The sequence below is a fragment of the Kitasatospora sp. NPDC059795 genome, assembly GCF_042732175.1.
GTDB lineage: Bacteria > Actinomycetota > Actinomycetes > Streptomycetales > Streptomycetaceae > Kitasatospora.
Genome location: NZ_JBHWID010000001.1, coordinates 66316 through 85225 on the forward strand (window position 1 = coordinate 66316; position 18910 = coordinate 85225).

The following is an 18910-nucleotide window of genomic DNA, read 5'->3' on the forward strand; positions in this document are numbered from 1 at the left end:
TGAGATTCGTGACGGTCGAGTGGGGGAGCATAGTGCGTTGGCGTGGCGGCAGCGGGTATGTTCAGAAGTTCGTACTGCAGTCGAGACAGGCGTCGGCGAGTGCCCGGAGGGCCGGGGTCGCTACTCGGCGACCTGCTGACGAGATACGCGCGCCCGCTGTGTACTTGGGAGGCCGACGACCAGTTCCAGGCAAATGCGCTGACGCTCCGTCACCGGAGGAAGCCTTGACGGAAGGTTGACCGGGGCTTGGGCGAGGGCCCCCGGGTGCGCTCCTATTGTCGGGTCCATGCCCGTACAGCCGTTTCAGGGTCCGCGTCCGACTCCGGCCCTTCCGGTCCTGCCGTACCGCAAACCGACCAGGGGTCGGGACTACTGGGTGCTGGACGACGTCCTCCCGGATCCGGACGCGGTGCGTGCCCGGCATCTGGCGCGTACCGACTGGGACGAGGGGTACCCGCACAAGCCGGAGTCGTGGCCGGGGTTGCGGGGGATGCCGGGGCTGGAGCCGGACGAGTTGGCGCAGGTCGAGACGGTGGTGCGGGAGACCGTCGGGGTGCCGAGGGTGTGGGCGCTGGGCGAGGCCGAGGGCGGGACGTTCAACCACAACTGCGTGCAGGTGGTGGGGGAGGGGGAGTGCGAGCCGCGGCCGCACACCGACTCGCGTTCGCTGTGCCGGTACGCGGCCGTGCTGTACCTGAACCCGAACGTGCCGAAGCGGTGCGGGACGAGCTTCTACCGGCAGAGCCTGCCGGGCGGCCGGCTCGGCGGGAACACCGTGGTGGCGCCGCACAACAACCTGGTGGACGCGCTCGGCACCCGGTTCGTCCCGCCGGACTCGTTCACCGAGGACCTGGCCGTCCCGCACCGCTACAACCGGCTGCTGCTGTACACCGCCAACCTGATGCACACCGCGACCGAGTACTACGGCCGGACGCTGGAGGAGAAGCGGATGACCTGCGTGTTCTTCTGGATGGCCTGACGGGCGGTCGGCCCGCCGGGCGGGGTGATCTTCGACACCTGCGCGACGGTGCCGTCTTGCCGCCGAAGGGGGAGCGCATCTACGGTGGGCGGGCCGTGGTGTTCGGGAAGCCGGTGCACTGTGCTCGTCACAGGAGTCCGGAGCGGCCCTCGCCACTGTGATCGGGGAGTCGTCGGCTCCCACCTCGTGCCACTGGCCGTTCGCGGCCGGGAAGGCCGGGCGCCGACGCCGAACACCCCGTCAGCCAGGAGACCGGCCACGGCATCTCACGAAGTGATCCACGAGGTGCTGGAGCGTGATGCGCGGATGACCGCGTCCGATTCGACCATGCCCGGAAACGTTCCGGGCTCCCCCCTGCCGTCCTTCCGCTGGCGGCGGGAGGACACCCTGCGCACCGTCGGCCTGATGGCGGTGATCCTGCTGCTGCACGTGGTGGCGTTCGGGACGCTGCTGCTGCTGGTGGTGCCGGAGAAGTACCAGGTCGGCACCCAGGTGTTCGGTGTGGGCCTGGGTGTCACGGCGTACACCCTGGGCATGCGGCACGCCTTCGACGCCGACCACATCGCGGTGATCGACAACACCACCCGCAAGCTGATGGCGGACGGCCGCCGGCCGGTCTCGGTGGGCTTCTGGTTCGCCCTCGGGCACTCCTCGATGGTGGTGCTGATGGCCGCGCTGGTGGCCGGCGGCGCGGCGCTGGCGGGCACGCTGATGGACGAGGGTTCGACGACCCATCAGGTGCTGGGCACCGTCGGCACCACCGCCTCGGGCGCGTTCCTCTACCTGATCGCGGCGCTCAACCTGGTGGCCCTGCTGGGCATCCTGAGGGTGTTCCGGGCGATGCGGGCCGGCGAGTACGACGAGGCCGAGCTGGAGAAGCACCTGGACTCCCGGGGCTTCCTGGCCCGGGTGCTGGGCCGGGCGACCCGTTCGATCACCCGGCCCGGTCAGATGTTCCCGGTGGGCATGGTGCTGGGCCTGGGCTTCGACACGGCCACCGAGGTCACGCTGATGGTGATGGCGGGCTCGGGCGCGGCGTCCGGCCTGCCCTGGTACGCGATCGTCTGCCTGCCGCTGCTGTTCGCGGCGGGGATGAGCCTGTTCGACACGCTGGACGGCACGTTCATGAACTTCGCCTACCAGTGGGCGTTCTCCAACCCCGTCCGCAAGGTGTACTACAACCTGACCATCACGGGGCTGTCGATCGCGGTGGCCTTCGTGATCGGCACCATCGAGCTGGTCGCGGTGCTGCACGACAAGTTCGGCCTGGACGATCCGGTGTCCGGCTGGATCGCCGGACTGGGCCTGGACAACGTGGGCTTCGTGATCGTCGGCCTGTTCGTGGTGGTGTGGGCGGCGGCGATCGGCTACTGGCGGATCGCCCGGCGCTCCAAGGCCTTCGCCGGGGCCGGGGCGGCCTGATCCGGCGTCAACCTGCCGCAAGGATCAGCGTTCCGGCGACGGCCAGCCCCGCGCCGACCAGCTGGACCCGCAGCAGGCGCTCCTTGAGCAGGCCGCGCGCCATCAGCGCCGTCACCACGGGGTAGAGCGAGGCCAGCACCGCCGCCACCGCGACCGAACCCAGGTGGCTGGCGGCGGCGTACAGGCCGTTCGCGGCGACGTCGGCGACGCCGACGGCGGTCAGCGAGGGCAACGAGCGGGCCGCGCCGCGCAGTTCGAGCGGCTCCCGGCGGGCGGCGGCGGCCAGCATGCCGACGCCGACCACCGCGTTGGTCAGTCGTTGCACGCACAGCGCCAGCAGCAGTCCGCCGCCGGTGCCGGCGTGCGCGATCAGCGCGAGCACCGCGCCGAACGCGAACGCGGCGGAGAGGGTGAGGACGAGCACCCGGCGGCTCACGGCCGCCCCGCCGCGCTGCGGGCCGCCCGCCAGCGCGACCCCGGCGATCGCCACCAGGATCCCCAACCCCTGGACTGCGCCCGGCCGTTCGCCGAGGAACAGGCCCACCCCGATCGGCACCAGCACGCCCACGGTGGCCAGCGGCGAGACCACGCCCATCGGCCCGAGCGCCAGTGCCCGGTAGAAGGCGAGCAGCGCGACCGGCCCGATCACGCCGGCGGCGACGGCGTACCAGAGCCCGGGTCCGGCGTCCGCCCAGCCGCCGGTGGCGGTGACGGCCACCACCAGGACCAGGGCCGCCGCGGTCTGCGAGAGCACCACGACGCCGAGCGCGGGCAGCCGGCGGGTGATCGCCCCGCCGCCGTAGTCGGCGACGCCCCAGAGCAGGCTGGCGAGCAGTGCGAAGGCGGCGCTCACGAGAGCGGGGGAGAGGTCAGCATGGTGGACTCCGCAGTACAGTCGATGGATCTGTTGTGCGGTCGCAGCATAGTTCAACCCAATGAACCGACCCAACTAAAATATTGGACTCAAGCGTGCCGGAACCCGATCTCGTCACCCAGGCCCTCGCCCGCAACCTCAAACGGCTGCGCACCGAACGCGGCCACACCCTGGACGCCCTCGCGGCCCGCTCCGGCGTCAGCCGCGGCATGGTGGTCCAGATCGAGCAGGCCCGCACCAACCCCAGCGTCGGCACCGTGGTCCGGCTCGCCGACGCCCTCGGCGTCTCGATCGCCCGGCTGCTCGACTACGACGAGACCTCAGTGGTGCGGATCGTCCCCGCCGAGGAGGCCGTCCGGCTGTGGAGCGGCCCGGACGGCGGCAGCGGCGTCCTGCTCAACGGCATCGAGGCCCCCGGCCCGCTGGAACTGTGGAGCTGGCACCTGCGCCCCGGCGAGACCCACGCCTCCGACCCGCACCCGCCCGGGACCGTCGAGATCGCCCGGATCGACGAGGGCGAACTCACCCTGATGCTCGACGGCCGCGCCCACCGCATCCGGGCCGGCTCCACCGCCTCCTACGAGGCCGGCGTCGCGCACAGCTACCGCAACGAGGGCGCCGTCGACTGCCGGCTCACCCTGGTGGTCTCCGTCCCCCCGCCGGCCGGCCGATGAGCACGCCGAAGGGCCCCGGGAGTCTCGTCAACTCCCGGGGCCCTTCGGCATCTTGGCGTCAGAGGCCGTACCTGCGGCGGTACAGCTCCACTCGGCCCGCGGTGTCCAGCAGGCGGGCCTTGCCGGTGTAGAACGGGTGGCTCGCGGAGGACGTCTCGACGTCCACCACCGGGTACGTCCGCCCGTCCGTCCACTCGACCGTCCGACCGCTCGACGCGGTGGAGCCGGTCAGGAACGACAGGCCGCCCGTCCTGTCCCGGAACACCACCGGACGGTACTCGGGGTGCACTCCCTGCTTCATCTGCTCCTCCTTCTGCAAGCCTTCGAACGTGTGGGTGGTCAGCGGGCCTCGCGGAACTCCACGTGCCGCCCCGCCACCGGGTCGAACTTCCGCAGCACGATCCGATCGGGGGTGGTCCGCCGGTTCTTGCGGGTGACGTAGCTGAAGCCCGTGCCCGCCGTGGACCGGAGCGTGATCACCGGTCGCAGCTCGCTGCGCGCCATCTCGAACCTTCCAATCCCGGCAACGATTGCCGTTTTCATGTGGCCACAACACGGCCCGGGCCCGCCGCATTCCCGCCACCGATCGGGCCCGTCCCGACGGGCGGCCCCGGGGCCCGGTTCGTACGCTCGGAGCATGTCCGACGCGCACGCCGCCCGACGCGAACGCCTCCGCGAGTACTGCAGCGCCTCCGGTGCCGACGCCGCGCTGATCACCCGCGCCGCCAACGTCCGCTACCTCACCGGCTGCCCACCGTGCGGCTCCGTCCTGCTGCTCACCCGGGAACGGGCGGTGCTCGCGCTGCCGGAGGACGTGCCGCCCGAGGAGGCGGTGGAGCGCGAGGTGGACGAGGAGGTCACCCGGCTGCCGGTGCCCGCCGAGACGGACGCCGCGTTCGCCGCCGCCGAGGCCGCCGCCCGGCTGCGGGTGCAGGACCTCGCCGTCGAGGAGCACGACCTGACGGTGGCCCGCCACCGCGCCGTGGCCCGCGCGGTCGCCCCCGCCCGGCTGCTCGACCTGGACCGGACGGTCGAGCGGCTGCGGGTGGTCAAGGACGAGCACGAGCTCGCCGACCTGCGGATCGCCGCCGAGATCGCCGACCAGGCGCTCGGCGAACTGCTCGAATCGATCCTGGTCGGCCGCACCGAACGCCACCTGGCGATGGAACTGGAACGCCGGATGATCGACCACGGCGCCGACCGGGCCGCCTTCCCGGTCTCCGTCGGCACCGGCAGCCACTCCGGCCTGGAGCGCCACCAGCCCACCGACCGGCGGGTCGAGGAGGGCGACTTCCTCACCGTCGCGCTGGGCGCGCAGTACCGCGGCTACGGCATCTCCACCGCCCGCACCTTCGTGATCGGGGCCGCCCCCGCGTCCTGGCAGGTCGAGCTGCACCGCCTGGTCTTCCGCGCCCAACGGGCCGGTCGGGAGGCGCTCGGACCGGGCGTCGAGCAGCACGTGCCGGACGACGCGGCCCGCTCGATCCTGCAGGCGGCGGGGCACGCCGAGCACTCCGTCCACCCGCTGGGACACGGCATCGGCCTGGAGAACAGGGAGGCACCGCGCCTCGGGCCCGCCGACATGGGTAAACTGGACAACCGCGTGCCGGTCACTGTCGGTCCAGGAGTGCATCTCCCGGGTCGCGGCGGGGTCCGGATCGAGGACACGCTCGTGGTGCGACCTCCCGAGGAGGGCGGGCCCGAGCTGCTCACCATCACCACCAAGGAGCTCCTCGCGCTGTAGGCCCGAAGGGTCGCGGCGGCGCACTGCTTGGTGTTCTTTGACAGCGGACATATCAGGAGTAAGTGCGCCCGTGGCTACCACGAACGATCTCAAGAACGGCATGGTCCTCAAGCTGGACGGCGGCAAGCTCTGGTCCGTCGTCGAGTTCCAGCACGTCAAGCCCGGCAAGGGCCCGGCCTTCGTTCGCACCAAGCTGAAGGAGGTCCTCACCGGCAAGGTCGTCGAGAAGACCTTCAACGCGGGCATCAAGGTCGAGACCGCCAACGTCGACAAGCGGACCATGCAGTACTCGTACCGCGACGGCGACGCGTTCATCTTCATGGACATGGACACCTACGACCAGGTCCCGGTCGACTCCGCCACCGTCGGCGACGCCGCCAAGTACCTGCTGGAGGGCTTCGAGGCCCTGGTCGCGCAGAACGACGGCGTCCCGCTGTACATCGAGCTCCCCGCCGCGGTCGAGCTGGTCATCTCCGAGACCGAGCCGGGCCTGCAGGGCGACCGCTCCACCGGTGGCACCAAGCCCGCCACCCTGGAGACCGGCGCCGAGATCCAGGTGCCGCTGTTCGTCACCACGGGCGAGAAGGTCAAGGTCGACACCCGCGACGGCAGCTACCTCGGCCGGGTCAAGTAATCGTGGCCTCTGCTCGCACCAAGGCCCGCACCCGGGCCTTTCAGATCCTGTTCGAGGCGGACCACCGCGGCGTGTCCCCCGAGCGGGTGCTCGCCGACTGGGTCGCGCGCTCGCGCGACCCCCGTCCGGACGAGGGCATTCCGCAGGTCGCGGAGTACACCATGCAGCTGGTCGAGGGCTACGCGCAGCACGCGCGCACCATCGACGACCTGATCTCCACCTACGCGGTGGGCTGGACGCTCGACCGGATGCCGATCGCCGACCGCAACGTTCTCCGACTCGGCACGTACGAGCTGATCTGGGAGGACGGCACCCCTGACGCGGTCGTCCTGGACGAGGCCGTGGAGATCGCCAAGGAGTACTCGACGGACGAGTCGCCGGCCTTCGTGAACGGCCTGCTCGCCCGCTTCCTGGAGCTCAAGCCGACCATTCGTCGCTGAGCCCCGCAGTACCTGTTCGAAGGCCGTCGGACCTGTTGGTCCGGCGGCCTTCGCGCGTAAGCTACCGGCAAGTAATGTGTTTTTGCGTCTGCGCAGAAGGGCCTCAGCCATGCCGGAGACCACCAGCGAGTTCGACCGGGGCATCGCGCTCACCCCGCACCCCGACGAACCCGGCCGCTACGACGGCGAACTCGGCGCGGGCTGGCAGATCGGCGGCGGCGTCAACGGCGGACTGCTGCTCGCCTTCGCCGCGCACGCCCTCGCGCTGGAGGCCGGCCCGGGCCACCCGCACCCGCTCACCGTCAGCGGCACCTTCGTCTCGCCGTCCCGTCCCGGCCCCGCCACCGTCCGCACCGAGATCATGCGCCGCGGCCGCAGCCTCGCCACCGGCAGCGCGATCCTCTCCCAGGACGGCGAGGAGCGGCTGCGGATCACCGCCGCCTTCACCGACCTCGCCGCCCTGGACGCCGAGGTCGCCACCACCGCCGTCCCGCCCGTGCTGCCCGCCCCCGAGCACTGCGTGGGCATCGAGCACGCGCCCAAGGAACTCATCGCCCAGGCCGCCCTGTTGGAGCGGATGGATCTGCGCCTCGACCCGGCCACCGTCGGCTGGGCGCTCGGCGAACCGTCCAAGGAGGGCCGCATCCAGGGCTGGTTCAAGCTCGCCGACGGCCGCCCCGCCGACCCGCTCTCGCTGCTGCTCACCGCCGACGCGCTGCCCCCGGTCACCTTCGACCTCGGCCGCCCCGGCTGGGCCCCCACCATCGACCTCACCGTCCACCTGCGCGCCCTGCCCGCCGACGGCTGGCTGCGCGTGACGCACGCCACCCGCAACGTGGCCGGCGGCTACTTCGAGGAGGACTGCGAGATCTGGGACGCCGACGGCCGCCTGGTCGCCCAGTCCCGCCAGCTCGCCAAGACCCCGCGTCCGCTCGGCTAGCGCACGCGGGGCCGGGTCGGTCGACGGCCGGTCAACGGCGGGGGTCGACCAGGATCTTGACGGCCGTCTCGTTGTGGTGGATGAGGGTCTCGAAGCCCTCGGAGACGAGACGGTCCAGCCCGATGGTCCTGGTGATGAACGGCGCCAGGTCGATGCGCCCCTCCTGCACCAGTTTGATGGTCTGCGGATGGGAGTTGACGTAGGCGATGGTGCCGCGCAGGTCGACCTCCTTGAGGACGAGCTTCTGCATGTCGAGCGACGCCGGCCTGCCCCAGATCGAGATGACGGTGATCACCCCGCCCGGCTTGATCGCGTCGAACAGCGTGTCGAGGACGGCGTTGACGGACGTCGCCTCGAACGCGACGTCCGCGCCCCGGCCGCCGGTGAGGCGCCGGACCTCCTCGGGAACGTCGGCAGCGGCCGGGTCGATGACGTGGTCGGCCGCCTTGGCGTCCAGCGCCTTCTGCCGGCGCAGCGAGCTCAGTTCGGAGACCGCGACCTCGACGCCCATCGCCTTGAGCACCGCGCAGGTGAGCAGCCCGATCGGCCCGGCGCCGCCGACCAGGGCGAAGTCGCCGGCCTTCGCGCCCGAGCGCTGGAACGCGTGGTACCCGACCGACAGCGGCTCGATCAGGGCCGCCTGGTCCAGCGGGAGGTCGCCGACCGGGTGCACCCACCGGCGCTCGACGACGATCTTCTCGGCGAGCCCGCCGCCGCGGCCGCCCAGGCCGATGAAGTTCATGTCGGGCGACAGGTGGTAGACCGGATTGTTCTCGCCGGTGTCGACGTCGGGACGCAGGATGTAGGGCTCGACGACGACCCGGTCGCCCGGCTTCAGGTCGTCGACGCCCTCGCCCACCGCGTACACGACGCCGGACATCTCGTGGCCGAGCGTCACGGGCGCGCTCTCGCCGGAGACCGGGTGCGGATGACCGGCGGGCGGGACGAAGATCGGCCCGTCGAGGTACTCGTGCAGGTCGGTGCCGCAGATCCCGCAGTACGCGACGTCGATGCCCACCGTGCCCGGTCGGACGGGGGGCTCCGCGATGTCCTCGATACGGATGTCACCGCGGTCGTAGTAGCGTGCAGCCTTCACGTGAAACCGCTCCTTCGACTGGTTTCCGCTCCCGGTCCCGTCCCCAGTGCCGCGCCCGGTCGTGAGCCGGGGCTCGCCGTGGCACAGCCCCGCAGGTCACTGGTCAAAACACTGCGCCCCGGAGCGGGGATCGGCCTCCCGGGCCGGGCGGCCGGGACCTGACGGTCAGTTGCAGACTTGTGACAGCCTGTGCGTGTGGGGCGGGCGTGGGAGGGGAGAAGACCGGTCAGCAGTTGCTCGACCGAGATCCCCGGGAGCCACCGATGTCCAGGAACAGCCGCAGGCCGCGCCGTTGCGGTGCCGAGCCCTCGCGCCGCAGCGACGAGGCCTTCGTCACCGGGATCCTGACCGACGAGGCCGACTTCGCCCGCGCCCGGGAGTGGCAGCTCACCGACGCACCGGACTACGACACCTACCTGCGCGAGACCGGCGACCTGCTCGCCGAGGCGGTCGACGGGTACGCGACCGTCCGCGCCCGGATGTTCCACCCGGACGACTTCGCGGACTACTGCCTGCTGCACGGCGTCGACCCCGGCGAACAGGCCGCCCGGGACGGCTACCTGGTCAACCCGCCGCTGCAGACCCAGCTGGTCACCTACCGCGGCGAGGACCTCGCCGACTTCGTGCCCCGCCTGGTCCGCGCCCGCGAGGGCGGCCTGACGCTGCGCCACGCGGACCTGGTGATGGACGGCGCGCTGTGCGAGGCGGCCACGGCCGCCGCCGACCCGCGGGTGCGCTGGACGTACCAGCAGGCCTCCGAGGTGTTCCGGCGGATGCTGGTCGGCGCCGGCTGCGGGGCGTACGAGTTCCGGATCGCGGTCGACGCCCCCGGCGGGCCGCTGGAGGCGCACGCCCGGGTGCTGCACTGGGAGGACGGCGCGGTCCGGATCCACGACGAGGACCTCGACCTGATCACCGCCGTGCTCTGCGCCGGCCTCTACGGCGAACTGCCCGGCGCCGCCGTTCTGCACGGCACCCAGGGCTCCGGCGCGGTCTGCGGCGAGTACCAGCAGGTCGCCTGGGCCTGGCGCAGCACCGGCTTCGACTGGACGCCGGCCGAACTCGCCGTCGACGGCGTCCCGGCCGGCCCCGGGTTCAGCCTCGGCACCGTGGTCTGAGCATGCGACAGCGGGGCGGGGGGGGGGGGGGCGGCCCCCCCCCCCCCCCCCGCCGAGACGTGGGTAAAAAACCAGGAAGACCCGCCGCTGGCTACAGGAGGACGCCCCGCCGGGCCCGGGGCCCCCCCCCCCCCCGGGGTGACCCCGCGGCGCGGGGGGGGGGCGCCGCCCCGGGGGGGGGGGGGGGGCCCCCCCCCCCCCCCCCGCCCCGCTGTGACGTTTCTTCAGAAGCCGGAGGATCAGCCGGCGTCTTCCTCGCGGACGGCACGACGCGCGTCCGGGTTCAGCACGCCCCAGCTGATCAGCTGCTCGGTGAGGATCGAGGGGGACTGGTCGTAGATCACGGCCAGCGTGCGCAGGTCGTCCTGGCGGATCGAGAGGACCTTGCCGTTGTAGTCGCCGCGCTGCGACTGGATGGTCGCGGCGTAGCGCTGCAGCGGGCCGGCCTTCTCCGACGGGACCTGCGTCAGACGCTCGAGGTCGAGCACCAGGCGCGGCGGCGGCTCGGCCGCGCCGCCCGGGGTGCCGCCGGGCAGCAGCTCCTGGACCGGGACGCCGTAGAAATCGGCCAGCTCGGCGAGGCGCTGCACCGTGACGGCACGGTCGCCGCGCTCGTAGGAGCCGACCACGACAGCCTTCCAGCGGCCGGTGGACTTCTCCTCGACGCCGTGCAGGGAGAGACCCTGCTGAGTGCGGATCGCCCGGAGCTTGGCCCCGAGCTGCTTCGCGTAGTCGCTGGACATGGATCTCCCCGGACGAGATTTCGCGTGCGCTGAAATGGGAGCGACGAGGCTCACTGCGGAGCACGTTCGTAACTCCCTGTGAGGTTACGTAGAGTGAGGGTTGCGCGTCAAGCCGAATGGGGCACTCGTGCGAACGCGTGTCGAACGGGCCGAGATCAGCGCACTGCTACGATGAGCGAGGTTCTGGCTGCGGCCGGAAACCACTTCCCGACATCCTTTAAGGCCCGTCCAGTGAGGCGGGGAAGGAGGTCCGCTTCGGCATGACCACACCCAGTTCTGCTCCCCGCGCCCCGCACCAGGTGCTGGACGCCACCGACGTCGCCCGGGTCGTCACCCGGATCGCCCACGAGATCGTGGAACGCGCCAAGGGCGCCGAGGACGTCGTGCTGCTCGGCATCCACACCCGCGGCGTCCACCTGGCCCGCCGGCTGCGCGCCAAGCTCACCCAGATCACCGGCCGGGAGATCCCGTTCGGCACGCTGGACATCACCATGTACCGGGACGACCTGCGGCTGAAGCCCGCCCGGGCCCTGGAGCACACCGAGATCCCCGCCGACGGCATCGACGGCAAGCTGGTGATCCTGGTCGACGACGTGCTGTTCTCCGGCCGCACCATCCGGGCCGCCCTCGACGCGCTCGGCGACATCGGCCGCCCGCGCGCCGTGCAGCTGGCCGTGCTGGTCGACCGCGGACACCGCGAACTCCCGATCCGCGCCGACTACGTGGGCAAGAACCTGCCCACCTCGCTGCGCGAGGCCGTGCAGGTCCAGCTCTCCGAGACCGACGGCCGCGACGCCGTCCTGCTCGGCGACCGCGACTACGCCGCCCGCTCCTCCCAGGCCCTCGCCGCCGACCCTCAGCTCCCGGAGTAACTCGCGTGAAGCGCCACCTCGTCTCCGCCGCCGACCTCAGCCGCGACGACGCGCTGCTGATCCTGGACACCGCCGAGGAGCTCGCCCAGCTCTCCGGACGGGCCGTCAAGAAGCTCCCCACGCTGCGCGGCCGCACCGTCGTCAACCTGTTCTTCGAGGACTCCACCCGCACCAAGACCTCCTTCGAGGTCGCCGAGAAGCGGCTGTCCGCGGACGTCATCAACTTCTCCGCCAAGGGCTCCTCGGTCTCCAAGGGCGAAAGCCTCAAGGACACCGCTCTGACCCTCCAGGCGATGGGCGCCGACGCCGTGGTGATTCGCCACCACGCGTCCGGCGCCGCCGCCCGGCTGGCCGGCTCCGACTGGCTGCACGGCAGCGTCATCAACGCCGGCGACGGCACCCACGAGCACCCCACCCAGGCGCTGCTCGACGCGTTCACCATGCGTCGCCACCTCAACCCCGGCCTCGGCCGGGACCTGGCCGGCCGCAAGGTCGCCATCGTCGGCGACATCCTGCACAGCCGGGTCGCCCGCTCCAACGTGCACCTGCTGACCACGCTCGGCGCGGAGGTCACCTTCGTCGCCCCGCCGACGCTGCTGCCGATCGGCATCGAGACCTGGCCCTGCCAGGTGTCCTACGACCTGGACGCGGTGCTGCCGAAGGTCGACGCCGTGATGATGCTGCGGGTGCAGCGCGAGCGGATGAATGCCGCGTTCTTCCCCACCGAGCGCGAGTACTCGCGCCGCTACGGCCTGGACGGGCTGCGCCTCGCCACCATGCCGGAGCACGCCATCGTGATGCACCCCGGGCCGATGGTCCGCGGCATGGAGATCACCGCCGACGTCGCCGACTCGCCGCGCTGCACCGTGGTCGAGCAGGTCGCCAACGGCGTCTCGGTCCGGATGGCCGTCCTGTACCTGCTGCTCGGCGGAGCCACCATGGCCGACGCACCCCGCACCACCGAAGCCCTGGAGGCCGCCCAGTGACCACCTACCTGATCCGCAACGCCCAGATCCTCGGCGGCGCCCCCCAGGACATCCACCTCGTCGACGGCGTCTTCGCCGCGATCGGCGAGAACCTCGACGTCCGGGCGGACATCGAGCTCGACGCCACCGGCCTGGTCGCCCTGCCCGGCCTGGTCGACCTGCACACCCACCTGCGCGAGCCCGGCCGCGAGGACGCCGAGACCGTGCTGACCGGCACCCGGTCCGCCGCGATGGGCGGCTACACCGCCGTGCACGCGATGGCCAACACCTTCCCGGTCGCCGACACCGCCGGCGTGGTCGAGCAGGTCTGGCGCCTCGGCCAGGAGTACGGCTACTGCGACGTGCAGCCGGTCGGCGCCGTCACCGTCGGCCTGGAGGGCAAGCAGCTCGCCGAGCTCGGCGCGATGCACGACTCCGCCGCCGGCGTGCGGGTCTTCTCCGACGACGGCAAGTGCGTGGACGACGCGGTGATCATGCGCCGCGCGCTGGAGTACGTGAAGGCCTTCGACGGCGTCGTCGCCCAGCACGCCCAGGAGCCGCGGCTGACCGCCGGCGCCCAGATGAACGAGGGCCTGGTCTCCGGCGAGCTCGGCCTCGGCGGCTGGCCCGCCGTCGCCGAGGAGTCGATCATCGCCCGGGACGTGCTGCTGGCCGCGCACGTCGGCTCCCGGGTGCACATCTGCCACCTGTCCACGGCCGGCTCGGTGGAGATCGTCCGCTGGGCCAAGGGCAAGGGCTGGAACGTCACCGCCGAGGTCACCCCGCACCACCTGCTGCTCACCGACGAACTCGTCCGCAGCTACGACCCGGTGTACAAGGTCAACCCGCCGCTGCGCACCGCCGCCGACGTGGAGGCGCTGCGCGCCGCGCTGGCCGACGGCACCATCGACGCCGTCGCCACCGACCACGCCCCGCACCCGGCGGAGGACAAGGAGTGCGAGTGGGCGGTCGCCGCGATGGGCATGGTCGGCCTGGAGACCGCGCTGTCGGTCGTGCAGCAGACCATGGTCGACACCGGCCTGCTGAACTGGGAGGGCGTCGCGGACCGCATGTCGCACCGCCCGGCGCGGATCGGCCGACTGGCCGGCCACGGCCGTCCGATCTCGGTGGGTGAGCCCGCCAACCTGGTGCTCTTCGATCCCGCGTACCGTGGAGTCGTGAACCCCGAGACCTTCGCCACGCGCTCCCGCAACAGCCCGTACAGGGGCATGGACCTGCCCGGACGGGTGCACGCCACCTTCCTCCGCGGTGAGGCCACCGTCCTCGCCGGCGAACTGGTCGAGCACTGATGCTGCTCGCCGCCGAGAAGGGCCGGGTGACCGACTGGCCCGGGTACATCGGTGCGACGGTCGGCCTGCTGATCCTGGTCGCGCTGGTCTACTGGCTGATGCGACAGGGCTGGAACTGGCGCCGGACCTTGCAGTCCGACCTGCCGGAACTGCCCGCGGCGCCGGAGCAGTCGGGCGAGGCCCTGCTGGCCGGCCCCGGCCGGTACCACGGCTCCACCACCGCCGGGAACTGGCTGGACCGGGTCGTGGCACACGGCCTGGGCACCCGCAGCCTGGCCGACCTCACCCTCACCGAGCAGGGCCTGCTGGCCCGCCGCACCGGCGCGGACGACCTGTGGATCCCCGCCGAAGCCCTCACCGGCGCCCGCACCGACTCCGGCATCGCCGGAAAGGTGGTCCCCTCGGGCCTGCTGGTGGTCGGCTGGACGCACGGCAGCGGTGAGTTGGAAAGCGGTTTCCGGTTGGACTCCGCCGCCGATCACGACGCCTGGGTCGAGGCCGTCGAGGCACTGGTAACACGTACGAAGACGAAGAAGACGGAAGAGGCCGCGACATGACCGCACCTGCCCCCACCACGCAGCGCACCAGGCGGGAGCGAGTGCCTGCCGTGCTCGTCCTGGAGGACGGGCGGACCTTCCGCGGCCAGGCCTACGGCGCGGTCGGCGAGACCTTCGGCGAGGCGGTCTTCAACACCGGCATGTCCGGCTACCAGGAGACCCTGACCGACCCGTCGTACCACCGCCAGGTGGTCGTGATGACGGCCCCGCAGATCGGCAACACCGGCTGGAACGACGAGGACGACGAGTCGCAGCAGATCTGGGTGGCCGGCTACGTGGTCCGCGACCCCTCCCGGGTCGCGTCCAACTGGCGCTCGAAGCGCTCGCTGGACGAGGAGCTGGAGCGCCAGGGCGTGGTCGGCATCAGCGGGATCGACACCCGTGCGCTCACCCGCCACCTGCGCGAGCGCGGCGCGATGCGCGTCGGCATCTTCTCCGGCCCGGCCGTCGAGGACCAGGCGGCGCTGCTCGCCAAGGTGCAGCAGGCCCCGGAGATGAAGGGCGCCGACCTGTGCGCCGAGGTCGCCACCAAGGAGGCCTACGTCGTCCCCGCGATCGGCGCGAAGAAGTTCACCGTCGCCGCCGTCGACCTCGGCATCAAGGGCATGACCCCGCACCGGATGGCCGAGCGCGGCATCGAGGTGCACGTGCTGCCCGCCAACGCCACCGCCGAGGACATCTACGCCGTCCAGCCCGACGGCGTGTTCTTCTCCAACGGCCCGGGCGACCCGGCCACCGCCGACCGGCAGGTCGAGGTGCTGCGCGAGGTGCTGGCCAAGAAGACCCCGTTCTTCGGCATCTGCTTCGGCAACCAGATCCTCGGCCGGGCCCTCGGGTTCGGCACCTACAAGCTCAAGTACGGCCACCGCGGCATCAACCAGCCGGTGCAGGACCGCACCACCGGCAAGGTCGAGGTGACCGCCCACAACCACGGCTTCGCCGTGAACGCGCCGCTGGACAAGGTGAGCGACACCCCCTTCGGGCGGGTCGAGGTCTCCCACGTCTGCCTCAACGACGACGTGGTCGAGGGCCTTCAGGCACTCGACGTCCCCGCCTTCAGCGTGCAGTACCACCCCGAAGCGGCTGCCGGCCCGCACGACGCCGCCTACCTCTTCGATCGGTTCGTCGAGCTCATGCGAGACGACAACAAGCACAGCGTGAGTTCTATGGAGGCCCAGCGTGCCTAAGCGCACCGACATCAAGTCCGTCCTGGTGATCGGCTCCGGCCCCATCGTCATCGGCCAGGCGGCGGAGTTCGACTACTCGGGTACGCAGGCCTGCCGGGTGCTCAAGGCGGAGGGCCTGCGGGTCATCCTGGTCAACTCCAACCCGGCCACCATCATGACCGACCCGGAGATCGCCGACGCCACCTACGTCGAGCCGATCACCCCGGAGTTCGTCGAGAAGATCATCGCCAAGGAGCGCCCCGACGCGCTGCTGCCGACCCTCGGCGGCCAGACCGCGCTGAACACCGCGATCTCGCTGCACAAGGCCGGCACCCTCGACAAGTACGACGTCGAGCTGATCGGCGCCGACGTCGAGGCGATCAACAAGGGCGAGGACCGCGAGCTGTTCAAGGGCGTGGTCGAGGCCGTCAACGCCAAGATCGGCCACGGCGAGTCCGCCCGCTCGGTGATCTGCCACTCCATGGAGGACGTGCTCGCCGGCGTCGAGACCCTCGGCGGCTACCCGGTCGTGGTCCGCCCGTCCTTCACCATGGGCGGCGCCGGCTCCGGCTTCGCGCACGACGAGGAGGACCTGCGCCGGATCGCCGGCCAGGGCCTGACCCTCTCGCCGACCACCGAGGTGCTCCTGGAGGAGTCCATCCTCGGCTGGAAGGAGTACGAGCTGGAGCTGATGCGCGACAAGAACGACAACGTCGTCGTGGTCTGCTCGATCGAGAACTTCGACCCGATGGGCGTGCACACCGGTGACTCGATCACCGTCGCCCCGGCGATGACCCTCACCGACCGCGAGTACCAGATCCTGCGCGACATCGGCATCGCCGTGATCCGCGAGGTCGGCGTCGACACCGGCGGCTGCAACATCCAGTTCGCCGTCGACCCCGTCGACGGCCGGGTCATCGTCATCGAGATGAACCCGCGCGTGTCGCGCTCCTCCGCGCTCGCCTCGAAGGCCACCGGCTTCCCGATCGCCAAGATCGCCGCCAAGCTGGCCGTCGGCTACACGCTGGACGAGATCCCCAACGACATCACCGAGCAGACCCCGGCCTCCTTCGAGCCGACGCTCGACTACGTGGTCGTCAAGGTGCCGCGGTTCGCGTTCGAGAAGTTCCCGTCCGCGGACGCCACGCTGACCACCACCATGAAGTCGGTCGGCGAGGCCATGGCCATGGGCCGCAACTTCCCCGAGGCGCTGAACAAGGCGCTGCGCTCGCTGGAGAAGAAGGGCTCGCAGTTCGCCTTCGTCGGCGAGCCGGGCGACAAGGACGAGCTGCTGGCCAAGGCGGTCGTTCCGACCGACGGCCGGATCAACACCGTCATGCAGGCGATCCGGGCCGGCGCCACCCCCGAGGAGGTGTTCGACGCCACCAGGATCGACCCGTGGTTCGTCGACCAGCTCTTCCTGATCCACGAGATCGCCGTCGAGCTCGCCGAGGGCGACAAGCTCGACCCGGAGCTGCTGCGCCACGCCAAGCGGCACGGCTTCTCCGACCAGCAGATCGGCGAGATCCGCGGCCTGAAGGCCGACGTGGTCCGCGAGGTGCGGCACGCGCTCGGCATCCGCCCGGTGTTCAAGACCGTCGACACCTGCGCCGCCGAGTTCGCCGCCAAGACCCCGTACTTCTACTCGTCCTACGACGAGGAGAACGAGGTCGCGCCGCGCACCAAGCCCGCCGTGATCATCCTGGGCTCCGGCCCGAACCGCATCGGCCAGGGCATCGAGTTCGACTACTCCTGCGTGCACGCGTCCTTCGCGCTGGCCGAGGCCGGGTACGAGACCGTGATGGTCAACTGCAACCCGGAGACCGTCTCCACCGACTACGACACCTCCGACCGGCTGTACTTCGAGCCGCTCACCCTGGAGGACGTGCTGGAGATCGTCCACGCCGAGCAGCAGGCCGGTCCGCTGGCCGGCGTCATCGTGCAGCTCGGCGGCCAGACCCCGCTTGGCCTGGCGCAGGCGCTCAAGGACAACGGCGTGCCGGTGGTCGGCACCTCGCCCGAGGCGATCCACCTCGCCGAGGAGCGCGGCGCGTTCGGCCGGGTGCTGAAGGAGGCGGGCCTGCCCGCGCCCAAGCACGGCACCGCCTTCTCCTTCGACGAGGCCAAGGCCATCGCCGACGAGATCGGCTACCCCGTCCTGGCCCGCCCGTCCTACGTGCTCGGCGGCCGCGGCATGGAGATCGTCTACGACGAGGCCTCGCTCGCGTCCTACCTGGAGCGGCACGCCGGTCTGATCTCCGAGCACCCGGTGCTGATCGACCGCTTCCTGGACGACGCGGTCGAGATCGACGTGGACGCGCTGTACGACGGCGAGGAGCTGTACCTCGGCGGCGTCATGGAGCACATCGAGGAGGCCGGCATCCACTCCGGCGACTCCGCGTGCGCGCTGCCGCCGATCACCCTCGGCGGGTTCGACATCAAGCGGCTGCGCTCCGCAACCGAGGGCATCGCCAAGGGAGTTGGCGTCCGCGGACTGATCAACATCCAGTTCGCGCTGTCCGGCGACATCCTGTACGTGCTGGAGGCCAACCCGCGCGCCTCCCGCACCGTGCCGTTCACCTCCAAGGCGACCGCCGTGCCGCTGGCCAAGGCCGCCGCCCGGATCTCGCTCGGCGCGACCATCGCCGAGCTGCGCGCCGAGGGCCTGCTGCCCCGGGAGGGCGACGGCGGCACGCTGCCCACCGACGCGCCGATCTCCGTCAAGGAGGCCGTGATGCCGTGGTCGCGCTTCCGCGACGTGCACGGCCGCGGCGTGGACACCGTGCTCGGCCCGGAGATGCGCTCCACCGGCGAGGTCATGGGCATCGACCGGGTCTTCGGCACCGCCTACGCGAAGTCCCAGACCGGCGCTTACGGCGCCCTGCCCACCAGCGGCAAGGTGTTCGTCTCGGTCGCCAACCGCGACAAGCGCAACCTGGTCTTCCCGGCCCGCGCGCTGGTCGAGCTCGGCTTCGAACTGCTCGCCACCACCGGCACCGCCGAGGTCCTGCAGCGCGCCGGCATCCCCGCCACCGTGGTGCGCAAGCACTCCGAGGGCGAGGGCGCGGGCGGCGAGAAGACCATCGTCCAGCTGATCCACGAGGGCGGCATCGACCTCATCATCAACACCCCGTACGGCACCGGCGGCCGGATGGACGGCTACGAGATCCGCACCGCCGCGGTCTCCCGCGGCGTCCCCTGCCTGACCACCGTGCAGGCGATGGGCGCGGCCGTGCAGGGCATCGACGCGCTGCACCGCGGCGAGGTCGGCGTGATGTCGCTCCAGGAGCACGCGGCGCTGATCAACTCCGGCCGCAAGTAGGTCGACAACCGTGGGGGGCACCGCACGTCGGGTGCCCCCCACGTCCATGCCCGA

The 18910-nt window shown here is 71.6% G+C and carries 19 protein-coding genes and 1 riboswitch; of the genes, 14 read left to right on the forward strand and 5 right to left on the reverse strand.

Annotated elements, in window-relative coordinates:
* Positions 1-286: 286 nt before the first annotated feature.
* Both ACFV4P_RS00325 and ACFV4P_RS00330 read left to right on the forward strand, forming a co-directional pair.
* Positions 287-979 carry a DUF6445 family protein gene (locus tag ACFV4P_RS00325; protein ID WP_380465698.1) on the forward strand — a complete coding sequence of 231 codons (693 nt, stop codon included), beginning with the start codon at positions 287-289 and terminating at the stop codon, positions 977-979.
* Positions 980-1058: 79 nt separating this feature from the next.
* Positions 1059-1255, forward strand: a riboswitch (cobalamin riboswitch).
* A 51-nt stretch (positions 1256-1306) separates the two neighbouring features.
* A complete protein-coding gene (locus ACFV4P_RS00330; protein WP_073816933.1) occupies positions 1307-2401 on the forward strand; it encodes a HoxN/HupN/NixA family nickel/cobalt transporter in 1095 nt (364 codons plus the stop codon).
* A 7-nt stretch (positions 2402-2408) separates the two neighbouring features.
* Here the strand turns inward: ACFV4P_RS00330 and ACFV4P_RS00335 are convergent, their stop codons facing one another.
* Positions 2409-3254, reverse strand: coding sequence for an EamA family transporter (locus ACFV4P_RS00335; RefSeq protein ID WP_380465700.1), 846 nt, complete (start codon positions 3252-3254; stop codon positions 2409-2411).
* A 116-nt stretch (positions 3255-3370) separates the two neighbouring features.
* On the opposite strand from ACFV4P_RS00335, the gene ACFV4P_RS00340 reads away from it, so the two are divergent.
* Entirely contained in the window at positions 3371-3949 is a 579-nt protein-coding gene (locus tag ACFV4P_RS00340; RefSeq protein WP_380465702.1) for an XRE family transcriptional regulator, read from the forward strand.
* Between the two features lie 58 nt (positions 3950-4007).
* Here ACFV4P_RS00340 and ACFV4P_RS00345 read toward each other — a convergent pair whose 3' ends face one another.
* Together ACFV4P_RS00345 and rpmG are read right to left on the reverse strand one after the other, a co-directional pair.
* Positions 4008-4250 carry a type B 50S ribosomal protein L31 gene (locus tag ACFV4P_RS00345; protein ID WP_380465704.1) on the reverse strand — a complete coding sequence of 81 codons (243 nt, stop codon included), beginning with the start codon at positions 4248-4250 and terminating at the stop codon, positions 4008-4010.
* Positions 4251-4288: 38 nt separating this feature from the next.
* On the reverse strand, positions 4289-4453 hold the full coding sequence (gene rpmG / locus ACFV4P_RS00350; RefSeq protein WP_073816850.1) for a 50S ribosomal protein L33: 165 nt from the start codon (positions 4451-4453) through the stop codon (positions 4289-4291).
* A 133-nt stretch (positions 4454-4586) separates the two neighbouring features.
* On the opposite strand from rpmG, the gene ACFV4P_RS00355 reads away from it, so the two are divergent.
* From ACFV4P_RS00355 to ACFV4P_RS00370, 4 genes are all read left to right on the forward strand, one after another.
* Complete coding sequence (locus ACFV4P_RS00355; protein ID WP_073816846.1) at positions 4587-5693, forward strand: aminopeptidase P family protein; 1107 nt, start codon at positions 4587-4589, stop codon at positions 5691-5693.
* A gap of 70 nt (positions 5694-5763) precedes the next feature.
* Positions 5764-6327, forward strand: a complete 564-nt coding sequence (gene efp / locus ACFV4P_RS00360) for an elongation factor P (RefSeq protein WP_380465707.1) — start codon at positions 5764-5766, stop codon at positions 6325-6327.
* A gap of 2 nt (positions 6328-6329) precedes the next feature.
* Entirely contained in the window at positions 6330-6767 is a 438-nt protein-coding gene (nusB, locus tag ACFV4P_RS00365) for a transcription antitermination factor NusB (protein ID WP_043908514.1), read from the forward strand.
* A gap of 109 nt (positions 6768-6876) precedes the next feature.
* Positions 6877-7707, forward strand: coding sequence for a thioesterase family protein (locus tag ACFV4P_RS00370; protein ID WP_073816837.1), 831 nt, complete (start codon positions 6877-6879; stop codon positions 7705-7707).
* Between the two features lie 31 nt (positions 7708-7738).
* Here ACFV4P_RS00370 and ACFV4P_RS00375 read toward each other — a convergent pair whose 3' ends face one another.
* Positions 7739-8803, reverse strand: a complete 1065-nt coding sequence (locus ACFV4P_RS00375) for a 2,3-butanediol dehydrogenase (protein ID WP_380465709.1) — start codon at positions 8801-8803, stop codon at positions 7739-7741.
* Between the two features lie 263 nt (positions 8804-9066).
* Here ACFV4P_RS00375 and ACFV4P_RS00380 point away from each other — a divergent pair, with 263 nt between their 5' ends.
* The gene (locus tag ACFV4P_RS00380) at positions 9067-9921 is read left to right on the forward strand and encodes a hypothetical protein (RefSeq protein WP_380465711.1); all 855 of its coding nucleotides are present in this window, start codon (positions 9067-9069) and stop codon (positions 9919-9921) included.
* Positions 9922-10160: 239 nt separating this feature from the next.
* On the opposite strand, the gene ACFV4P_RS00385 is transcribed toward ACFV4P_RS00380, so the two are convergent.
* Positions 10161-10664, reverse strand: a complete 504-nt coding sequence (locus ACFV4P_RS00385; RefSeq protein ID WP_380465712.1) for a transcriptional regulator — start codon at positions 10662-10664, stop codon at positions 10161-10163.
* 260 nt (positions 10665-10924) lie between these two features.
* Between ACFV4P_RS00385 and pyrR the strand changes: the two genes are divergently transcribed.
* The 6 genes from pyrR to carB are packed head-to-tail and all read left to right on the forward strand — an operon-like array spanning position 10925 to position 18856.
* Entirely contained in the window at positions 10925-11536 is a 612-nt protein-coding gene (gene pyrR, locus ACFV4P_RS00390; protein ID WP_073816829.1) for a bifunctional pyr operon transcriptional regulator/uracil phosphoribosyltransferase PyrR, read from the forward strand.
* 5 nt (positions 11537-11541) lie between these two features.
* Positions 11542-12522 carry an aspartate carbamoyltransferase catalytic subunit gene (locus ACFV4P_RS00395; protein WP_073816826.1) on the forward strand — a complete coding sequence of 327 codons (981 nt, stop codon included), beginning with the start codon at positions 11542-11544 and terminating at the stop codon, positions 12520-12522.
* Complete coding sequence (locus ACFV4P_RS00400; RefSeq protein WP_073816823.1) at positions 12519-13811, forward strand: dihydroorotase; 1293 nt, start codon at positions 12519-12521, stop codon at positions 13809-13811. Before ACFV4P_RS00395 ends, ACFV4P_RS00400 begins: the two co-directional genes overlap by 4 nt.
* Positions 13811-14368, forward strand: a complete 558-nt coding sequence (locus ACFV4P_RS00405; protein WP_380465715.1) for a hypothetical protein — start codon at positions 13811-13813, stop codon at positions 14366-14368. Before ACFV4P_RS00400 ends, ACFV4P_RS00405 begins: the two co-directional genes overlap by 1 nt.
* A complete protein-coding gene (gene carA, locus ACFV4P_RS00410) occupies positions 14365-15555 on the forward strand; it encodes a glutamine-hydrolyzing carbamoyl-phosphate synthase small subunit (RefSeq protein ID WP_380465717.1) in 1191 nt (396 codons plus the stop codon). The genes ACFV4P_RS00405 and carA overlap by 4 nt, the downstream gene beginning before the upstream one ends.
* Entirely contained in the window at positions 15548-18856 is a 3309-nt protein-coding gene (carB, locus tag ACFV4P_RS00415) for a carbamoyl-phosphate synthase large subunit (protein WP_380465719.1), read from the forward strand. The genes carA and carB overlap by 8 nt, the downstream gene beginning before the upstream one ends.
* Positions 18857-18910 lie beyond the last annotated feature (54 nt).

Bases quoted from the DNA above. Each gene is read 5' to 3' on its own strand.
- ACFV4P_RS00345 (WP_380465704.1), bottom strand. From the start codon at position 4,250: ATGAAGCAGGGAGTGCACCCCGAGTACCGTCCGGTGGTGTTCCGGGAC.
- pyrR (WP_073816829.1), top strand. From the start codon at position 10,925: ATGACCACACCCAGTTCTGCTCCCCGCGCCCCGCACCAGGTGCTGGAC.
- ACFV4P_RS00325 (WP_380465698.1), top strand. From the start codon at position 287: ATGCCCGTACAGCCGTTTCAGGGTCCGCGTCCGACTCCGGCCCTTCCG.
- carA (WP_380465717.1), top strand. From the start codon at position 14,365: ATGACCGCACCTGCCCCCACCACGCAGCGCACCAGGCGGGAGCGAGTG.
- ACFV4P_RS00370 (WP_073816837.1), top strand. From the start codon at position 6,877: ATGCCGGAGACCACCAGCGAGTTCGACCGGGGCATCGCGCTCACCCCG.
- ACFV4P_RS00330 (WP_073816933.1), top strand. From the start codon at position 1,307: ATGCCCGGAAACGTTCCGGGCTCCCCCCTGCCGTCCTTCCGCTGGCGG.
- ACFV4P_RS00355 (WP_073816846.1), top strand. From the start codon at position 4,587: ATGTCCGACGCGCACGCCGCCCGACGCGAACGCCTCCGCGAGTACTGC.
- ACFV4P_RS00405 (WP_380465715.1), top strand. From the start codon at position 13,811: ATGCTGCTCGCCGCCGAGAAGGGCCGGGTGACCGACTGGCCCGGGTAC.
- ACFV4P_RS00380 (WP_380465711.1), top strand. From the start codon at position 9,067: ATGTCCAGGAACAGCCGCAGGCCGCGCCGTTGCGGTGCCGAGCCCTCG.
- rpmG (WP_073816850.1), bottom strand. From the start codon at position 4,453: ATGGCGCGCAGCGAGCTGCGACCGGTGATCACGCTCCGGTCCACGGCG.
- ACFV4P_RS00385 (WP_380465712.1), bottom strand. From the start codon at position 10,664: ATGTCCAGCGACTACGCGAAGCAGCTCGGGGCCAAGCTCCGGGCGATC.